The following is a 15631-nucleotide window of genomic DNA, read 5'->3' as shown; positions in this document are numbered from 1 at the left end:
AGTGTCATCAATATATTTTACAGATTAGTTGGCTGGTTTGGTGACATTCAAGTATTCTTCAAATCGAAAATTTTGTCCTAAACTAGCGGATGTTGTTGTGTATGATCGGAATTGATAAAGTAGAGGATTCCATTTTGTGACGTCGATGTGATTATTGTCATGTAGAATTGAAGTATCAACGAAAATGCTTTTAATTTTGCAAATAACAATGGCAAAATCATCCTGAGGTGCAATATTTTTAATGATTACTTCAATTCGAATTGGGCATTCACGTATAGCAGCTGTTTTGACAGTTGCGCTGGGGATTTTGGAAAAACCACCAAGCTGGAATTTGTCAGAACAGTATTGATAACCCATCATTTTTTTATTACGATCAATATGTGATTTTCCAGTTGTTCTTGCGATACGCTCGATATTGGACCAAATTTTACTATCGGCAATGTTGATAGTTGCTTCTTTCGTTGTGAGCATGTTTTGATAAGCTTGCCCCTCTAAACTTACACCAAGTACAACATGATTATTTAGTGTCCAAGAGGAACTGATAGGCGAAATATTGTCTGTGCCGTCAATACTTTGTGTTGCTAAAAGTGTGACTGGGAAACCATAGTAGAGGCTGTCTTTGTGAATTTGTTTGAACATTTTGATGTCATCCTTTTCGATATGATACAGTTATTTTATATGAAAGATTGTTCGATGCGCATCGATATGTTTTTGAAAGGAATTTTATGACAGAACAAGGTTTACCAAATATGATTGATATAACTAAATTACTTGCTGATCAATCTAGTTTAACGATTCTAACATTTCTCATGGATGGCCGATTTCACACAGTTCATGAAATCGCCAAAGTTGCCACGATAAAGGATCAAACAGCTTCCTATCATTTAAAAAGATTTTATAATGAGGGGTGGTTGGATTATTATAAACGCGGTAAGTTCGTTTATTACCAGTTGAGTAGTCTAGATATTGCGCATTTAATTGAACAATTAATGGTGATTAGCCCTAAAAAACCAACACAGTCATATCATCAAAGGGTAGCTCTTAATAAAATTGCTTATTGCAGAAGTTGTTATAATCATATGGCAGGCAAGGTGGGGGTTGATTGTTATGACTACTTAATCAATTCCGGTTTTCTGGTAGGATATCAAAACGAATTGCAATTAACGAGTGAAGGGCAAGAATTGTTTAAATCATTAGGCATTGATATTTCAAAAGAAAAAAAAGACGCTAATTTTATTAAACCATGTTTGGATTGGACAGAACGCCGTTTTCACTTATCTGGTCGACTGGGAAGGCTGCTTTTGGACAAATGTTTAGCAGAAGGATTAGTGAAGAGAAATAGCGAAGATCGTCATCTAACTGTTACAAGTAAAGGTGAAATGATGTGGGATGAATTAAACAAAAATAGACGCGTTTCTTGTGATTTTGTTGAATAAAAAACAACCTGCTAACAATTCCGAAAGTTAAAGTAACTTTTGGGGACTGAAATTATTGGCAGGTTGTTTTTTAATTGATTCGATACCTTCTACTATGAAAAAGGATCAGACTGACTATCTCTAATTCGAACATATTCAATGTCGTGAGCGACATTGTCAGCGAAATCACGTGTTGTGACATGCTCTAGAAAAGCAAAGCTCATATCAATACCAGCTGAAACGCCAGATGAGGTGTAAAATTTATCATCCATTGTCCAACGCGCATGTCGCTGCCATAAAATTTTAGAATTTAAACTGGTTACCCAATTAAACGCTAATTTATTTGACGTTGCGCGTTTGTGATCAAGCGTGGTTGTCATTGCCAACAATGCTGAGCCTGTGCAAATGGACAAGCAGTAGGTTGACTTATCTATTAAAATTTTAAGTTTTTCAATAAAATTTTTGTCATTGACTAAGAGTCTCGTGCCAGGTCCACCAGGAATTAAAAGAACACCGCTCGTGTCAATTTCTTCATCAGATAATAGGTCGACAATAGGCAAACGATAACTGGTAATCGCCCGCTTATTCGACAAAGTAAAATATTGAACGTTAAATTGTTCCGCATGTAGAAAAACCTCCGCCGGACCAAAAACATCTAGGGGTTCGAATTCGTCAAATAATAAAATATTGATATCCATCATGAGTCTCCTGCTAATATTTCGCTTAAGTTAGAAAAACAAAAAAGATGAGAATTGCCGTTAAAATGAGACGGAAAATATGATGTTGAAAGTGAAAACTTTTATTTTTGAGACCATTTGTGATAGCAGTGAGTTGAAATACGACTAACACAATGACAGCTGTGCTTTTGAACCAATCAATTGTTTGAAAACAGGCAATCAATAAGATAATGGCACAAATGATGTTGAGCAAATTAGGGATGCGTGCTGAAGAGTTGATTTCTTTCATTGACGCAAAAGCCATCAAAAATGCGTACAGGCAAATAATCACTTTTACTAAAATTGTTAAGAACAAGGTTTGTCTCACTTTCTATATGCTATTATAATTGTAATCTAAATTATAACGCACTTAATCTTACTTTTATACAAAGAGTTCTTTTTTTGCACTAACGACATATTGGTGTTGACTATTTATATAGATGGAAAAATGAAATTAAGATATTAGATGAGTTGGATAAAAATAGGATCACTCATTGCCACTTGCAATAGTAGATGATTTGATTGATAATGATATTCAAATATTGTTATGAGTGCTAGTTTAAGCGCTTTGTTTAAAAAAGTTAGTTAAAGAGGTTTGCATTGCAATGAGTGAAGAAAAAACGACAGTTTATTTTGTACGACACGCGCGGCCAGATTATAGTTGTGAAGATGATAGAAATATGCCACTGACAGCTGAAGGCAAAGCAGACGCTGTTATTGTGGCAGAAGTATTGAAGAATGTTTCTTTTGACATGTGTATTTCTAGTCCTTATGTGCGTACGCAAGCAACAATAAAGCCAACATGTGACCAAAAAAAGTTGACATTAAGAACAGATGAAAGATTAAAAGAAAGGGTAAGGGGAAAACTAGGAAATCAAGGGGATGAACTGCAGCGACGGCGTTGGTTGGATTTTGACTTTCATGAACCACAGGGTGAATCAATGAACAGTCTACAAAAACGCAACATAAGTGCATTGACTAACATATTATCGCGGTACACAGGACAGACGATATTATTTTCAACTCACGGGGCAGCATTAAGTGCGATTCTAAATTTTTACGATGATACTTTTGGTTATCAAAATTTTAAGCGATTGGAGATGTTCACGCCGTATATTTTAAAAGTGACGTTTGGGATGAATCAAAATTTAATTGATCAAAGCGAAATTTTAATAATCGATAAATCGGAAGGCTTAGCTTAGAGCGGCGGGATGAACTCTCAAAAAGAGACCATAAGGCAGGTCTTTTTTTTTGTGCAAAAATATTTACAAAACGCCTTCTTGTAAGCCTATTATGTTGTCAACTAAACTATTTTTCTACAATTTTATCAAAAATAGAATATTATGTTACAAAAAATGATAGATGATTAAAATCATAAATGATAACATTGTTGAATAGTCTTGAAGGGGCTATAAAAAATTTTTTCTCAGGGGGAGATATTATGAACTTCAAAAAAATATTGATTGCATTAGCAATCGCTTGGGCTGTAACAGGTAGTCTGGTTTTGCCAGTGTTTGCATCTGATGATTTATACGGATTTCAGATGAAATTAGGTACGTATCAAGAGGAGGCTTCAACTGGATATCACTATCGTCAAACAGCGTCGAACGCAAATCCTTGGAAAGTAGGTGTCTATACTTCAGCGGAAGGAAATGGATCGTATTATAGAGCCTATTTGATGGGGCAAAAAAATCGTGCAGCAGCCTCACCATTTGCAACTGTGTATACTGGACCTGGCTATCCGTATGTTTATACAACTGCAAAGTCAAATGCCAATCAAACGAATGTCAGATTGGTGATGTTCAATCCGGAATGGACAAATAAAATCGCGCCTTATATCACCGGTGCTTGGGATGAAGAGACTTGGTAATTAAGTCATGCTAAGTTATAGTCTAAATCGTATTATACAAACGAAACAATTTTTAACTGTAATGTTCATTATGTGTATTATCACTATTTTAGATGCCATTCAGCATGTCATAATGTTGAATGGGTTTTCATTAGCCAAATCTATGTGGTTAAACACCTTTATGGCAAGTAGTCTAGGTGGTATGTATGGGCATCTGTTAACTACTTTTCTGCTTGGTTTATATCCTATTTGGTTGTTACTTGGGGGCGGGTTCGCGCTGTTGAAAGATTTTAAAACGGGACAATCATATAACGTTGTCAGTCGAGTAGGGGTTTCAAAGTATTTACACCATCAATTTATTGCAGCGGGACTAGCAGGTACCCTACTTTTTTCAGTGCCTTTATTATTGAATTTAATTGTAATTTGGATCATACAATTATTTCCTCTGAAAACATTTGATGGACAAATGAGTTTATTAATTGACAAGCCACGTATTCCTAATTTAGAAAAATATCACTTTGTGTGGTGGCAATTAGAAAACCCAGCATTAACATTTATGGTGTATCTGTTCGTGTTTTTGATATCAGTTTTTGTAACGACTATGTTTATGGCAGCCATTAGTTTAGTATTTGGCAATTTTTATCAAATTTTAACTCTAGTGAGTTTAGGCACTATATTATTGGGAAGCCAAGTATTCGACATTGGGAAGATGTTGCAATCTTTTGCCCAATTAATGACGTGGCAGAGTTGGTTATTGAGTTGGTCAGATCTCATCATAGTATTATTGATAGTTAATAGTTTGATTTTACTTTGGCGTTGTCATGGTGAGTTAGCATGATTGGCGAAAGAAAGTTTTGGTTTTCTACTTTTTCTCTGATCATTTTCATCACTTTTTTTTATCTTTTTAGTATGAGTTGGGAAGCGCTAAGTTATGATGATTGGTTGAGCTTGGAAGTTCTTAATGGGGGTAATTATTTTCAAAATTGGTCTTGGCAAGTGATATTGAGTATTGTCTTTTTACTTTACTGGGTTGTCAATTATGAAGTTCCGGTACAGCAGATGATACGCTTAGAAACATGTCAACAAGTTAGTCATATGCTGATGACAAGAATATTTGCCATTTCAGGTGTATTTGGTTTTATATATTGGTCAATACCTTTTTTCAGAATAATGATGTATGAGCCAACGTCGAAGCAGTTTGTCTTATTTTCGTTTTTTTGGAGTTGCCAAGTACTCATTTCGGTTTTTTGGGAAGTAGTAGTGATTCAACTAATATTGATTGTGCACACATATTTGCAGAAGAATATATTGTTCACGGGATTATCGCTGCTTATCGCTATTGTACTTTTACTGCATGTTTGGCCAATGAACCAATCGTTATTTTCTGACACACAAGTTACAGCAATGATTAGAAATAATAATTACCAATCCGGTTTAGTCAGATTTATCAGCACCGTTGTCTTAATGGCTGTGCTTTCAACGTTTTTTCGACTTGTTATCGAACAAAATATTTGGCGGCTGGAGTGTAAGAAATGAAAAAAAGTGCGTTTATTTGTATTGTAACAGTAGTTGTGATGTTGAATTTTCTTTTACAAAAAAATGATACCTTAGGCTATTTTGTGGAAGATGCTACGAGTTCGTTAGTAGTAAAAGTGACATGGTTCGGTTTGGTTTGTGCGCCATTATTGTACCTCGTTGGAACGATTGATAAATGGCAAAACGGTTCGTATCTCAACCAGCTTGTCAGAACTGATAAACTACACAGAATAGTGATATCCACCTATTTCATAAACTTATTCCACGTTTTGGGTATTGTGCTTATTGGTTTGTTAATCAATGCATTACTGACAGGTAATACTGGATCAATAGAAAACATTTTGAATTTAGTTGGTAGTTATATGTTCTATACATCGGTTTATATGGTCTTAGAATTACTGTTTAGCAGCACATCGGCCGTATTATCACTGTGTGCTCTCCTATTAATTGTGGCATTGGGCAAAAATAATCTGTCATTATTAGGTTCAATTACATTTCATCGCAACACGAGTATTTATCAGACTATTCTCACATTATTTATGACAATAACTATAATGACATTTTTTTTGAAAAAGTTGAATCAAAAAGATTTTTACGGTAAAGGAATTTAGATATGATTAAAGTTGAGCAAGCTACGAAAAAAATTGGTAACAACATCGTGTTAAAAGCTGTTAATTTGGATTTTCAAGAGGGAAAAATTTATGGTCTTCGTGGTCGAAATGGGGCTGGCAAAACGATGTTACTTAGAGCAATTGCTGGATTAATTAGATTGGATTCAGAACGGATTCTGATTAACAATCAGCAAATTAAGAAGGAGATTTCATTTCCAAAAAGTTTGGGTATTTTAATTGAAAATAATAATGTTTTACCAGACTTCACCTTAAAAAAAAATTTGCAATTATTGGCCAAAATTAAAAAAATTGCGACCGATGAGATGATTGACGACGCAATCTTAAGGGTAGGACTAAATCCGAATGACAAACGTAAAGTACGTCAATTTTCTTTGGGTATGAAGCAACGCGCTGCGATTGCGCAAGCTATTTTCGAAAAACCAGATTTAATATTATTAGATGAACCAACTAATGCCATTGATGTGGAAGGCGTAAGAGAAATGCGCAAGATATTCGACAATGAAAAAAGGCGAGGCGCTTGTATTATTTTGGCTAGTCATAATCCTGAAGATTTGAACGTTTTAGCTGATGAAATTATTGTCATGACAGAAGGGAGTGTGATTAATGAGAAGCAGTAAGAAATCTACCTTCTGCATATTTGTGAGTGTACTTCTTTTATTGCTAGGCACTATATTAGCAAACTATATTTATAGCAAAAACAATAAAAATGTCAGTAGAAAATATCTTCAAGAACACCAATCAAAAAAAGATAAACATAAAATTCATGGTAAAAATATAAAAAATCCTGCGCGATCATTTACATTAACGGGACCCATAAATGGTGGTAAGAGTTTGAAAGACCTGGGTTATATGCCAGGGTTTTACGACGTACATTTAACTGGTAAAAACACACAATTTTTATCATCAAATGGTCTATCCAACAGCAAGGATGAGTATGGCCGTTTGTTAAATAATACTGACCCAATAAATTTAGAAGACGGGACTAAAATAGAATTTACACCTGCTAAATTTGCCAAATTAAAGAGGCAAGGACAAAGTTATGTTGTTACAAATCCTGGTAATTATTTACCAGATATTCAGATACCAGCTGGCGAGTATCAAGTTACGTACCGAGGTAATTTAATTAGTCAAGAAGTTAGTGCGTCAGCTAAGGCAGGATCAGTATTATCACTGTCAGTGACAACTTATGAAGGAACAGTTATTCCAAAAAGTACACAGGAGGATAATTTTAATGTCACGCTATATGAAGCACAGGGAAAGGACTCAGGTAATGATAATGGGCTGCTGTCAGTACAAAAAAAACCGTTTAGTAACTGTGTCAATGATGAATGTTGTCGATAAAAATATTGCAATTTTGTTAACACCAATTACTAAAAGCAGCAATAGTAAGTAAGGGGATTTAAAAAAGTTTTGATCTAGCGGCATAAGCAAATTGTTGGTATTTGTTTTGTCGGAAGAATATACTGAAGTCAATCGATATATCTATCAGTCGATATCTCAAAGAAGTATCATGAAAGAGGTTGAAATGGCAAAAACGTATGATTATGATGTACTCTATATTGGTAGCGGGCATGGAACCTTTGATGGGGCTATTCCTCTCGCACAAACTGGCAAAAAAGTTGGCGTTATTGAGACAGATATGATCGGGGGCACATGTCCAAATTACGGTTGTAATGCAAAAATAGCTCTTGATCAACCTGTGGTTTTAAAAAGAGCTCTTGAGAACTTAAGTTCAATTACAGCAAACGATTTACAAATTGATTGGCAACAAAACTTTAAAAACAAATCACGTATTATTGACCCATTACCAGCCATGATAAGCAATTTATTAGTCAAATCTGGAGTCGAAATTATAAATGGCTATGGCAAATTTATTGACAAGCATACAATATCAGTTAATGGTGATATCAAAACTGCTGAAAAAATTGTTATTGCAACTGGCTTGCATCCACATCGATTAGCAGTTTCTGGTAAAGAGCTAGCGCATGATAGTCGTGACTTTATGTCTTTGGGTCAACTTCCGGAAAAAATCGCTATTATTGGTTCTGGTTATATTAGTATGGAATTTGCCACAATTGCTAACGCAGCTGGTTCGAAAGTAACTGTTTTAATGCATGGTAATCGAGCTTTGAGACAGTTTTATTCACCATATGTGCGACAGGTGATTAATGATTTAGAAAAAAGAGGGGTCTCTTTTATTCAAAATGCTAATGTCTCATCATTTTCCCAAAGTGGTCAATCGCAAGTGGTTCACTATGCTAATGACCAAGAATTAAAAGTCAATTATATCCTTGACGCTAGTGGTCGTGTGCCTAATGTCAACAATATCGGATTGGATGAAATAGGCGTAAAGTATAATGAAAATGGTATTGAAGTTAATGGTTTTTTACAAACGACTGTTGACAATATATATGCTTCTGGAGATGTTATTGATAAAGTCCAGCCTAAATTGACGCCAACGGCTATTTTCGAATCGACTTATCTTTTTAATCTGTTTTCGGACAAAATTAGTTCAGAAATAAAGTACACGGTAATTCCGTCTGTTGTGTTTACATCACCAAGAATTGCAAAAGCAGGCGTTGAAATTGATTCAAAACAGTCCAAAAATTATGAAATTCAGAAAAATGATTTGAAAGATGACTGGTATCGTCAAGTTGCTAATGATCAACTGGCTCAAAACGCGCTTGTCTTTGATCAACAACATCATTTAGTTGGGGTGACAGAAATTAGTGAAGTAGCAGAAAATTCTGTTAATACTTTTTTGCCGGCAATTGAATTTAAATTTTCGACGTCAGAAATTAATCGACTCGTGCATCTCTTTCCTTCAATCAGCGCAGCGAGTTGGGGACAAATTTAGCATATTTTACATGATTGTTTTGTGAGATAAAAATGATATGTTCTCGGAGAATAAGGACATGATAACACAAGCAGATGATTTAGTTTGGCAGCAAATTTATAATCTAATTCTTAATCCAAGAACAAGAGAATGGGAACGACAAGTTCTTGTTGAGACGAAAGATAACGTTAATGGTTTTTCACTCAACACTCAGTTAGATCAACTGAAGTCTGAATTAAAACCTTTGGCAGTGCGACGTAATTTGACACCAGATGTGATGGATTTTTATTTAAGCATAACAGGTGAAAAACAAATAGATACTCGTGATAAAATGAGCCGCCATTACCAAGCTGATTTACCCTATCAAGAACGTGCTATTTTTGCCGGTGGGTGTTTTTGGTGTATGGTCGAACCCTTTGACAAATTGCCAGGTATTATTGACGTCATTTCAGGTTATACCGGTGGATTGATTGCTCATCCATCTTATGATGAAGTGTTTTCACAAATAACTGGTCATATAGAATCGGTTGAAATAATATTTGATTCGCGTCAAATAACCTATCAACAATTGTTGGCAATTTATTGGTCTCTGATTGACCCGACAGACGAATATGGTCAGTTCGATGATCGTGGAGAAAGTTATAAACCCGTTATTTTTGTTACAAACAATGTTCAACTCTCGTTAGCCAAAAAATCAAAAACAGATATGATTAATTCTCAGTTGTTCAAGAAACCAATTGTTGTTGACATACGAGAGGTATTAAAATTTTGGCCCGCTGAAAACTATCATCAGGATTTTTACAAAAAGAATGTTAGTCGTTATCGAGCCATTAAGAGATCAAGAAAGATTTTTTTGAAACTTTTACAAACAAAAAAGGCTATGCATCGTATTTTTACAATACGTGAATAGTCTTTTTACTTGCAACTCGACAACTTATAAGTTTAACTAATTTGTCAATGATTTAATCAAATTAATTAACTGACAATAGATTTCTTTAACAACAATACATTAGCGACTGGAAGCATGCTTTTCAATTTAGTCATTCACGTGATTACTGATTTGGGTCAATAAATTGATGATTGTTGACATGTGCGTTCCACAGTTCTCGAGCAGCTTCAGCCCCCATACCATGAGTCCGTGTATTAAGATATTTAATGTATCCTTGATAACTAGTTCCACCAATTCTTGGCATGTTATTGCCTACAACGCCAAGTAAAATTATGACTAAAACGTTACCAACTACCAGTATAATATTTTTTAAAAAGGGGAAGCGTTTGGTGTTTTTGATCCAAAAATAGGTAATTAATGCGTCAGCAATTAGCATGATAAAAATGCCACCTAAAAGTAACGAAGCAAGGTAGGGATGGGCATAATCATGCCAAGTTGATGAAAATAGTTTCTTACCAATAACCTTGATAAGTAATGCTTGATTAACTGATTCAGACATTATAACCTCCAATAGGTCCTTTAAAGTTCTCAAGATGACTTAATATGTTTGAATTGACGTACGCTGCCAATGACAAATACGAGAATACCGGCCCAGATAAATATAAATACAATGGCTTGATTTATTTGGAAACGCTCATGAAGGACAAAAATGGCCATCAATAGTTGAATGGTAGGATTAAGGTACTGAATAAATCCAAGTGTGATGAAGTCGGTATTTTTATTTGCGATAGCAAATAGTAGCAAAGGTATTACAGTGATGATGCCACTGCTTAGAAGCATTACAGTCACAAAGGGACCGTTTTGGGTCAAAGTGTGTGGGGATACCCATAAATAAATAATAGCAATTGGCGCCACACAGAATGTTTCAAGTGCCAATGAAATCGTTGCTGGAAGCGGCACTTGTTTTTTTATTAAACCATAAAAGCAAAAAGAAGCTGCCATTAATAACGTGTTGATCGGTAAACTGCCTGTCAAATATGTGAGTGATAGCACACCAATGATGACTAGTACCAAAGCAAGGGCTTGGTATCTCAATAGTTTTTCATGCAAAATGATAACGGCTACAGCAACATTCATTAGTGGCATGATATAGTAACCTAAACTAGCTTCGGTGGCTTGATGATGTGTGACCATATAAATATAAATAAACCAGTTGATGGCTATTAAAAAGGAACTTAAAATAATATAATATATTTTTCGATTATGGATTAACTGTAAAACTTCTTGCCAAAGTAATGACCAATTACGTTGCATTGTTAGCACAACAGCAATTGTAACGATTGAAAAAACGACACGATAAGCGAGTGTGTCCATTGCAGGGACCGCATTTAATAGTTCCCAAAAAACACCGAGGGCGCCCCACAATATATAGGCTGACACGGCTGAAATGATACCAACTTGTTTATTCTCCATTATTCACTCCTAAACCTTGATGATGTGTTAAAAATATAATACCATTTTCGACGTTTATTAATCGCGTTATATTTATAAAACAATTTTGATCACATCATTATTTTACTTATTCATTGATGAGGATTACAATAATTTTAAAAGGAGCTCATATGTCAATCTTTGATGATATTCTTGCGGATGATTTGAACAAACATTTTACTAATCGGGGATGGTATCCAATTTATTCGGCGCCCCATCAGGCAAAAATATTGATTATTGGTCAGGCCCCTGGCATGAAAGCACAAACGTCAGGTATTATGTGGCATGATCAATCTGGAGAACGGTTAAGATCTTGGTTAGGCGTAGATGAAAATCAATTTTATCACTCTGGGCAATTTGGTGTTTTGCCAATGGACTTTTATTATCCAGGTAAGGGTAAGTCAGGTGATTTGGCGCCAAGAAAAGGTATTGCTGATAAGTGGCACCCTGTTATTTTGCAAGAAATGCCAAACATTCAAATGACGCTACTGGTTGGCTCTTTTGCGCAAAAATATTATTTAAAATTACCCCGTAATATCAAAACAACTGAGGTAGTCCAGCATTTTGACACTTATTTACCAACTTTTTTCCCAATTGTTCATCCATCACCGAGAAATAATATTTGGCTTTCTCGACATCCGTGGTTTGAAAAAGATGTTACACCTATGTTACGTGCTAAAGTGGCATCTATTTTGGAACAGTGAAGTGAAATTTTGACTTTAAGATAAGCCATATTTTATTAAATTATAATAATAATATGATAAAATCACTAACAAGGAGAAACTAGCGATGAGTACCCAAAAAGAGAATATGTTAGCCGGAAAATTGTATAAAGTGGATGAAGAACTGGCTACATTAATGGCTGAGAATAAGAAGAAAATAGCACAGTTTAATCGCGCAACGAGCGAGGATGAGCAAAGTCGATTAATTCAAACGATAATTCCTAATGCAGGGCACTCAATTCATATAGAACCACCATTTCATTGTGATTATGGTTGCCACGTGCATTTAGGAAACAATTTTTATGCCAATTATGATTGTATTATGCTAGATGTAAATGAGATTCATATTGGTAACAATGTGCTTCTTGGGCCGCGAGTTGGTATATATACAGCTGGACATCCCATTAGTTCAAAAGTCAGAAATAGTGGTTTAGAGTTCGGGACAAGTATTGTTATCGGCGACGATGTATGGGTCGGTGGGAATACTATCATTAATCCTGGTGTAACCATTGGTAGCAATACTGTGATTGGATCAGGATCTGTAGTCACTAGGGACATACCAGCCAATGTTATTGCAGCTGGCAATCCTTGCCGCGTGATCAGAAAAATTACGACGCAAGATGAGTTAAAATGGCAAAACCAAGCAATAGCGGTTAATCAAGTAAAATAATCTTTTTATTTGATTGACTAGCTAACGAGAGGTAATTTAAATAATGGGTAAAACTAAAATTTTTACAGTGTTGGGAAAGCTAACCGCTGGTGCACTAATACCTGAAGCTTTAAATCAAGGCGCAAAGATCTTGAATAGAGAACTGGAAAAAAGACAAAATTATGTTAAAATTCCAGATGTTACTGGGTTGCCAGTTGAAGAAGCCGCAATGGTTTTAGAAAAGTACGGGTTTCAACATTCATTAATAAAAGCGACGGCTAGTCCGCAATTTTCAAACAGTACGGACAATCAAGTTATCAAGTTAGTCCCTAGAGCAAAATCTAATGTACCAGCTACAACTTTTTTGAAAGTTTATTATGTTGATTCTGCTACCATTTCAGAAAGTGTTATTTTAGCTAACAAAATACGTGAAATGAAAGCGATCAAAAAAGAAAAAAATCATAAAAATATGCAAAAGATTGTCCAACAAACAACGAAAGTAACTGAAAAGTTGACAAAAAAGCGTCATGTTAGTAAATGATGCTTAGATGAAAAGAAAGAGATGGCTACTGTGACCATCTCTTTCTTTTAGATAAAAAAATTTTTTGATCGAGCGTCATTGACTAATGCATTAAGTTTAAGCATATTTAACAAAAATCCAACCGCCTAGAATAAAGAAAATCAGCAATGAGCCCGATCCTAACTGGACACTACCGGTAAGTGCAGCAATGCCACCAAATACAAGTGGACCTAGGACTGCTGAAAACTTACCAAAAATATTATAAAAACCGAAAAATTCGCCTGAATATTCTTGAGGAATAATTTTCCCAAAATAGGAGCGACTGATTGCTTGAATGCCACCTTGGGCGGAGCCGATTAGAAATGCCATTATCCAAAATCCCCAAGCTTGTGTGATAAAAAGCGATAGCAGGCAGATGATTGAATAGATACTAATGCCGACTAAAATCATGAAACGTTCAGTAAAATATTTAGTTAAACGACCAAAAATAATAGAGGCAGGAAAGGCAACTAGCTGTACAAATAACAAGATTGTTAGCAATTCAGTCATTTTAATGCCCAGCGAAACTGCGAATAAAGAAGCTTCAGTAATTATTGTATTGACACCGTCTATATAAAAGAAATACGCCGCCAAGAAACCGACGATTTTTGGATACTGGGCTAAATGTTTTAGGGTGTTCACTAAGCGCCTAAAGACTTGTTTCAACGGGTTGTGTGGTACTGGAATAGCGTTTCTTTGTTTGACAGTTAGTAACATAGGTATTGAAAAAAGCGCCCACCACAATCCTGAGAGTATAAATGCCAATATAATTGATTGGTGGGTTGTCATCAACCCTCGTACCAAATAAAACAAAATAAATGGGATAACGCCACCCAAGTAACCTAGCGCAAATCCCCAGCTAGAAACTGTTGGCATTTTATTTGGCGTTGTAATGTCTGTTAGAAAAGAATCATAATAAATATTAGCTACGCTGAAACCAATATTGGCTAACAAAAATAAAAACAGCAGTAGCCAAAAACCATCGTTGGGGACAAGCGCTAATGATAGGGTTGTCACGATACCCAGGACTGTGGCAATGAACCAAGATGGCTTTTTCCAACCTCTAAAGTCTGCTAATGCACCCAGAATTGGCGAACAAAATGCCACGATTAACGTTGAAAATGAATTGGCATAAGACCACCATGATGTTGTTTGTGCAGTTGAAAGGTTGATATTATGTCCTACACTTTCTAGCCACAATGGCAATACCGCAGTAACCACAATTAGACTAAACCCAGAATTAGCCCAATCATAGAGCATCCAACCTTTTTCTGCTGATGAAAATTTTTGTATTACTTTTGACATATCTTACCTCTTAAAACAAGGTTACCAAAATTTTTTTTAATTCATGTACAGAATACGTCAAGAATAGTAGATGTATTTTTACCTTGTGAGATTATTTTTTAGCATTACAAATTATTTTCAGTTATTCTTTGTCTGATATTTACTGGTAAATTATTAACAACCAATAAATACGATTGCTTAATCATGGCATCAATTTCTTGATCAGAGAGTTCTTCCGTATTAAGCTTCACTGAAATCCAGTGTCTTTTATTGACATGGTAACCAGCACTGATGTCAGCGTATAAATCACGCAGTTCTTCGTTTGAATCAGGGTTTCCTTTTAGTGTAATAATTGCTGTATCAGATAGTGTAGGTGACATCAAACCAAACATTTTACCCGCTAATTCAAAATAGATGATTTGCCAATCCTCTCGATAATAGACCTTAGCGTGTGGTAAATTTTGGCCAAAAGCTGTGAAATGCTTGATTCTGTCTCTGTGTCTATTGTTTGTCATTTTGTGTCGCCTTTCTGAAGTTAAGATAATTATATCAGAGCGTTTGTTGTCGAATAAATATTATGGTAGTCAACCGGCACCTCAAAATAACATTTTATAAAATTAGAGTATTGACATCAGTTTTGCATTATCATATAATAATTCTAATATAAAACAGTGAAGAGATAAGTACTTACGAATGCATTTAACAGAGAACTAATGGTTGGTGGAATTTAGTATTGTTGCAGTTTGGAAAATGGTCTTGGAGTTATTGTTATCGTGAGTGTATTGATTATATTATAATCAAGAATGAGCTATAGCCGGGTGCGCCCGTTATTGCGTCGCCAATTCTCAGTGTTACTGGATACTAGAAAATTTTGTAGCACTTGATGATTGGAGATGAGTTGTATTTCAGTGTATGAAACACAAAAATGTCGGGTGGTAACACGATGCGTCGTCCCGTAGTCCAAATAGTTTGGACTGCGGTTTTTTTATTACCCAGTATTTAGCTAAGTGTTGTGAGGAATTGAGTATGAATAATAGCATAAAGCAGGCGTTC

Annotated in this window: 20 protein-coding genes; 13 read left to right on the top strand and 7 right to left on the bottom strand. The window is 35.3% G+C overall.

Going from position 1 to position 15631, the window contains the following annotated elements:
• Positions 1-24: 24 nt before the first annotated feature.
• The gene (locus FF105_RS06465; protein WP_228927838.1) at positions 25-639 is read right to left on the bottom strand and encodes a flavin reductase family protein; all 615 of its coding nucleotides are present in this window, start codon (positions 637-639) and stop codon (positions 25-27) included.
• A gap of 86 nt (positions 640-725) precedes the next feature.
• On the opposite strand from FF105_RS06465, the gene FF105_RS06460 reads away from it, so the two are divergent.
• The gene (locus FF105_RS06460) at positions 726-1436 is read left to right on the top strand and encodes an ArsR/SmtB family transcription factor (RefSeq protein WP_010280371.1); all 711 of its coding nucleotides are present in this window, start codon (positions 726-728) and stop codon (positions 1434-1436) included.
• A gap of 92 nt (positions 1437-1528) precedes the next feature.
• Here the strand turns inward: FF105_RS06460 and FF105_RS06455 are convergent, their stop codons facing one another.
• Positions 1529-2113: a DJ-1/PfpI family protein gene (locus FF105_RS06455; RefSeq protein WP_010280370.1), complete on the bottom strand. Its 585-nt coding sequence runs from the start codon at positions 2111-2113 to the stop codon at positions 1529-1531.
• A 25-nt stretch (positions 2114-2138) separates the two neighbouring features.
• Positions 2139-2396, bottom strand: a complete 258-nt coding sequence (locus FF105_RS06450) for a hypothetical protein (RefSeq protein WP_010280368.1) — start codon at positions 2394-2396, stop codon at positions 2139-2141.
• Between the two features lie 340 nt (positions 2397-2736).
• Here FF105_RS06450 and FF105_RS06445 point away from each other — a divergent pair, with 340 nt between their 5' ends.
• The 9 genes from FF105_RS06445 (at position 2737) to msrA (ending at position 9894) form a co-directional block, all read left to right on the top strand.
• Positions 2737-3333, top strand: coding sequence for a histidine phosphatase family protein (locus FF105_RS06445; protein WP_010280363.1), 597 nt, complete (start codon positions 2737-2739; stop codon positions 3331-3333).
• A 239-nt stretch (positions 3334-3572) separates the two neighbouring features.
• Positions 3573-4001, top strand: a complete 429-nt coding sequence (locus FF105_RS06440) for a DUF2712 domain-containing protein (protein ID WP_228927836.1) — start codon at positions 3573-3575, stop codon at positions 3999-4001.
• A 160-nt stretch (positions 4002-4161) separates the two neighbouring features.
• Positions 4162-4818, top strand: a complete 657-nt coding sequence (locus FF105_RS06435; protein WP_168441517.1) for a hypothetical protein — start codon at positions 4162-4164, stop codon at positions 4816-4818.
• On the top strand, positions 4815-5516 hold the full coding sequence (locus tag FF105_RS06430; RefSeq protein ID WP_188353288.1) for a hypothetical protein: 702 nt from the start codon (positions 4815-4817) through the stop codon (positions 5514-5516). The genes FF105_RS06435 and FF105_RS06430 overlap by 4 nt, the downstream gene beginning before the upstream one ends.
• Entirely contained in the window at positions 5513-6127 is a 615-nt protein-coding gene (locus FF105_RS06425; protein ID WP_147651447.1) for a hypothetical protein, read from the top strand. Before FF105_RS06430 ends, FF105_RS06425 begins: the two co-directional genes overlap by 4 nt.
• Positions 6128-6129: 2 nt before the next feature.
• Positions 6130-6765: an ABC transporter ATP-binding protein gene (locus FF105_RS06420; RefSeq protein ID WP_147651449.1), complete on the top strand. Its 636-nt coding sequence runs from the start codon at positions 6130-6132 to the stop codon at positions 6763-6765.
• A gap of 232 nt (positions 6766-6997) precedes the next feature.
• A complete protein-coding gene (locus FF105_RS06415) occupies positions 6998-7489 on the top strand; it encodes a hypothetical protein (protein WP_200554207.1) in 492 nt (163 codons plus the stop codon).
• A 184-nt stretch (positions 7490-7673) separates the two neighbouring features.
• Complete coding sequence (locus FF105_RS06410) at positions 7674-9005, top strand: dihydrolipoyl dehydrogenase family protein (RefSeq protein WP_290046471.1); 1332 nt, start codon at positions 7674-7676, stop codon at positions 9003-9005.
• 58 nt (positions 9006-9063) lie between these two features.
• Entirely contained in the window at positions 9064-9894 is an 831-nt protein-coding gene (msrA, locus tag FF105_RS06405) for a peptide-methionine (S)-S-oxide reductase MsrA (RefSeq protein WP_188353290.1), read from the top strand.
• Between the two features lie 142 nt (positions 9895-10036).
• On the opposite strand, the gene FF105_RS06400 is transcribed toward msrA, so the two are convergent.
• Positions 10037-10432 carry a hypothetical protein gene (locus FF105_RS06400; protein WP_139968581.1) on the bottom strand — a complete coding sequence of 132 codons (396 nt, stop codon included), beginning with the start codon at positions 10430-10432 and terminating at the stop codon, positions 10037-10039.
• A 29-nt stretch (positions 10433-10461) separates the two neighbouring features.
• A complete protein-coding gene (gene rarD, locus FF105_RS06395; RefSeq protein ID WP_139968582.1) occupies positions 10462-11346 on the bottom strand; it encodes an EamA family transporter RarD in 885 nt (294 codons plus the stop codon).
• A gap of 149 nt (positions 11347-11495) precedes the next feature.
• Here rarD and FF105_RS06390 point away from each other — a divergent pair, with 149 nt between their 5' ends.
• The 3 genes from FF105_RS06390 (at position 11496) to FF105_RS06380 (ending at position 13276) form a co-directional block, all read left to right on the top strand.
• Positions 11496-12068: a uracil-DNA glycosylase family protein gene (locus FF105_RS06390; RefSeq protein ID WP_147651458.1), complete on the top strand. Its 573-nt coding sequence runs from the start codon at positions 11496-11498 to the stop codon at positions 12066-12068.
• An 85-nt stretch (positions 12069-12153) separates the two neighbouring features.
• Positions 12154-12756: a sugar O-acetyltransferase gene (locus tag FF105_RS06385; RefSeq protein ID WP_010280337.1), complete on the top strand. Its 603-nt coding sequence runs from the start codon at positions 12154-12156 to the stop codon at positions 12754-12756.
• A gap of 43 nt (positions 12757-12799) precedes the next feature.
• Complete coding sequence (locus FF105_RS06380; protein ID WP_290046466.1) at positions 12800-13276, top strand: PASTA domain-containing protein; 477 nt, start codon at positions 12800-12802, stop codon at positions 13274-13276.
• Positions 13277-13372: 96 nt separating this feature from the next.
• On the opposite strand, the gene FF105_RS06375 is transcribed toward FF105_RS06380, so the two are convergent.
• The gene (locus FF105_RS06375; RefSeq protein WP_211640423.1) at positions 13373-14599 is read right to left on the bottom strand and encodes an MFS transporter; all 1227 of its coding nucleotides are present in this window, start codon (positions 14597-14599) and stop codon (positions 13373-13375) included.
• 104 nt (positions 14600-14703) lie between these two features.
• A complete protein-coding gene (locus FF105_RS06370) occupies positions 14704-15093 on the bottom strand; it encodes an MmcQ/YjbR family DNA-binding protein (RefSeq protein ID WP_010280331.1) in 390 nt (129 codons plus the stop codon).
• Positions 15094-15631: the final 538 nt, after the last annotated feature.

Origin of the sequence: Leuconostoc sp. UCMA20149, assembly GCF_030400235.1 — a bacterium.
Classification (GTDB): domain Bacteria; phylum Bacillota; class Bacilli; order Lactobacillales; family Lactobacillaceae; genus Leuconostoc; species Leuconostoc pseudomesenteroides.
This window is presented reverse-complemented; position numbering and strand designations above follow the sequence as displayed.